The sequence below is a fragment of the Okeania sp. SIO2B9 genome, assembly GCF_010672505.1.
Lineage (GTDB): Bacteria > Cyanobacteriota > Cyanobacteriia > Cyanobacteriales > Microcoleaceae > Okeania > Okeania hirsuta.
In genome coordinates, this window is sequence record NZ_JAAHGK010000875.1 from 1 (window position 1) to 3,356 (window position 3,356).

Here is a 3,356-nt window from a genome sequence, read left to right on the forward strand (position 1 = left end):
CAATTCCCAAAAAGCGTGAGGTACAAAATTCCTTGGTTTTAGGGAGTAGGGAGTAGGGAGTATTCAATAATTAATAATTAATAATTAATAATTACCTCTTCTTTTCAAGGAGAGGATTGACTCAAAGGAAATTTTTTTCTTGTTTCTCCTTTAAAGGAGAGGCTTTAAACCTTAATTATTCGGTAACTCTGGTTTTGTAGGAATCGATAAATAAGAAAAAAAACTGTACCTCATTAGCTTGGGAAACGCTATATTTTGTGAAATTTTTGTCTAAATATCCCCAAGTTAAGTATCTATATTAAACTTCTCCATAAAATAGGGAGTAGGAATAAATAATTGATGTATCTAGTGTCGCTACGCGGAAGTTAAAAGTTAAAAGTCAAAAGTATTGATATATTGAAAAAGTTTAGGCAAGCTATAACCTTCAAAAATTGATGAAAAAATAAACCTCAGTATTTCAAGGTTATAGCTTTAACTGGAGGTATACCAATTTGATAAATGTTTGCTACAAATAGCTAGGGGAATTTTTTAGGTGTCAACCCACCCCTAACCTCTCCCAGGAGGGGAATTCAGGAGTCAGAATGAATAGCTTCGATACCATTTATTAGTTAAAAACTTATCTTATTAGTCAAAGAGACATCTCCTTTCAACAATTAATAATTACCTCTCCTTGAAAAGAAGATAATTGACGCAAAAGGGAAAATTTTTTCTTCTCTTGGTCGATTGGATATGGCGAGGAAACCCGCTCTTGACAGAGCCGCTCCGCTAACGCCATCCCACCCTTCGGGAAGCTGCGAAGATCGACCGCTTTTTTCTCCTTTAAAGGAGAGGTTTTAAACCTTAATTATTCGGTAAAATATTTTGACTGCCCTTATTATTAGTAATATTCTTTTTTCAAATTTATAGTACTAATAACTGATAACTGAAATAACATGAACGAAATTAAAATTCAAAGGCAATACGATGAACTTGCTAATATTTACGATTTACGCTGGCGTAATTATATAATTAATACTCTTACCTTTCTACATAATTGGGAGCAAATTGAGCCACAAGCAAGTATTTTAGATGTTGCTTGTGGCACTGGGGAATTTGAAAGACTTTTGCTTGACAAAAATCTAAAACAAGAAATTATAGGAGTTGATATATCTGAAAATATGTTAAATGTAGCTAGGAAAAAATATCAGGCTTATTCTAACGTTAAGTTTCAACAAGCATCTGTTCATTCATTGCCATTTAACAGTCATTCTTTTGATGTAGTTGTATGTGCTAATTCTTTTCATTTTTTTGACAAACCTCAAGTAGCATTAGGAGAAATGAAACGGGTGCTTAAACCAAATGGTAAAGTAATAATTATTGACTGGAATAAAGATTATTTTGTCTGTAGAATTTGTGACTGGTTCTTACAAATTTTCGACCCTGCTCATCAACAATGTTATACCCAAGCAGAATTACATCAGTTATTAGTATCTGCTCAATTTGAAGTACATTCTGCAACTAAATTTCGTTTAGGAGTTATTTGGGGAATGATGGCTGTAACTGCATTTTTTAGGAGTCAGGAGTCAGGAGTCAGGAGTCAATAGAAATAGCCTATATATCATTTATTAGAGTTATTAGAATAAAACTCTGTTTTTAGTAAAATAGACATTTCTAGGTAAATTTTTCTAACCATTGACGAAATTCACGGAGTAAAGCATTCTCTCCTTTTTCTCCTCGCCTAATGAGAAAGTTTAAAATAACTGACTTGGATAAAATTGGCAAAACATTTGACTTTTCTCGCTCCTGATAACTCCCATTTTCCAAACAATAAATAAATAATTTTTCTCCATCAAATCTCCATATTTCTCGGATACCTAAAGCAGCATAAATTGTTAAACGGTCTAAAGAACTGCTGGTAATATAAATCTCAATTGCTAAATCTGGAGGTGGGTCGCGATCTAAATCAAATTTAATTTTACCTCGTACTAATTCCTCATTGGTGATGTAATAACATTCATCTGGTTCAACCCCTTTTTGCAAATCTTTTCGACTTAATGTTGTCGAACCAAGACTCGATATTTCTAATCCTAATACTTCTGTAGTTGTTTGTACCAGTCGTCCTAAAAAACCTTTATTAATTTCATGTTCTGGTAAGGGAGTCATAATTTCTAATGTACCTTGGTCGTAGGTCAATTTTTTACCAGGATTTTCTGCTAAATCTAACAATAATGCTTGATAGGTTTCCCATTTAATTCCTGTTAATAGAGTTGAATTTTCTGGTTTTAATAGAGTTTTAGTCATGGTAATTTCAGTGAGGGGAGCCTTCAAAATCCCCCTTGGAAAGGGGGATTTAGGGGGATTTTAAATGTACTTTGTAACTGTGGGATTTGCTATAGTATCTAATATTCAAATAATTCTCTCTGCTCAAAATTACCTTGAGAATATCTAACAAAAGTTTCATCTTGGATACTGCCATAAGTGTTTTCAATAAATTCATGCCAAGACTGATTTTCAGGTTGGTTATTATCTTGAATTAAATTAATCATTGTCCCCAAAACCTGTTTTTCTTCTGGGGTTAAGTTATTAATAATTTATGCTAGGGATTTAACTAATTTTAAATTCATAAAAACCTCTAATAATTACTTTGGAAGGATATGGCAGTTTGTAGGTTGGGTTGAGGTAACGTTAGCGCAGCTTATCCGAAGGATAAACCCAACTCTAACTGCTTGTTTTAAATTTGGTATTGTTTGTTGGGTTTCACTTCGTTCTACCCAACCTACTGTTACTCAAATTAATTAATGTCACTTATCGCTACATTTGTCAAAGGAAAATCTAAGAGGTTGAATAGAAAAGTATAAGTACCTCACAACAAGAGGTGGCAATGCAATTTTTTAATGATGTGTAGAGGGAGAAATGGGTTATAAAAAACTGATAACTGATAACTGAACTGTACCAAGTATCAAAAATGCTGAAATAGAGAAAACTCACGAAATTGAGTTTCAAAAATTTTTTTATCTTAACGGTTCTAGCTTAGTATACACAAGGCCCCTGTAGAAGGGAAGGTGCCAATCCAAATGTGTATTCACCAGAAGTTAGGTCAGAGTCATCCAACCATTCCACTTCACGCCATCCGACTTCGTTACAGAACGCTTCCCATACTTGTTCATTACATTCTCTCGTACTAACCAAATTCTGATAAGTTCCCTCTAGGACAGAAAAGCCAAACTTACCTTTACTATATTTTACCCAAATTTGGTCTATTTTTCTAAGTATTGAAAGTGGAATCTCCTCATGAATATCTTCTTTGTGAATATTGTTTAATGCCATTACTTGATACAAAATAAATGCTGTCTCTTCATCAGCTTTTATCCATTCAT

General features: G+C 33.3%; 4 protein-coding genes. 1 reads left to right on the forward strand and 3 read right to left on the reverse strand.

Annotated features, from left to right (window positions below):
- Window positions 1-932 precede the first annotated feature (932 nt).
- Window positions 933-1,583: a class I SAM-dependent methyltransferase gene (locus tag F6K13_RS24805; RefSeq protein ID WP_124144075.1), complete on the forward strand. Its 651-nt coding sequence runs from the start codon at window positions 933-935 to the stop codon at window positions 1,581-1,583.
- 67 nt (window positions 1,584-1,650) lie between these two features.
- On the opposite strand, the gene F6K13_RS24810 is transcribed toward F6K13_RS24805, so the two are convergent.
- From F6K13_RS24810 to F6K13_RS24820, 3 genes are all read right to left on the reverse strand, one after another.
- Window positions 1,651-2,280, reverse strand: a complete 630-nt coding sequence (locus tag F6K13_RS24810; protein WP_287243504.1) for a Uma2 family endonuclease — start codon at window positions 2,278-2,280, stop codon at window positions 1,651-1,653.
- A gap of 98 nt (window positions 2,281-2,378) precedes the next feature.
- Window positions 2,379-2,525, reverse strand: a complete 147-nt coding sequence (locus F6K13_RS24815; protein ID WP_161564406.1) for a hypothetical protein — start codon at window positions 2,523-2,525, stop codon at window positions 2,379-2,381.
- A 484-nt stretch (window positions 2,526-3,009) separates the two neighbouring features.
- Window positions 3,010-3,356: GUN4 domain-containing protein (locus F6K13_RS24820; RefSeq protein WP_287288678.1), on the reverse strand; the 347-nt coding region annotated here is incomplete at its 5' end.

Coding starts and splice junctions, on each gene's coding strand:
- F6K13_RS24815 (WP_161564406.1), bottom strand. CDS start 2,525: ATGATTAATTTAATTCAAGATAATAACCAACCTGAAAATCAGTCTTGG.
- F6K13_RS24805 (WP_124144075.1), top strand. CDS start 933: ATGAACGAAATTAAAATTCAAAGGCAATACGATGAACTTGCTAATATT.
- F6K13_RS24810 (WP_287243504.1), bottom strand. CDS start 2,280: ATGACTAAAACTCTATTAAAACCAGAAAATTCAACTCTATTAACAGGA.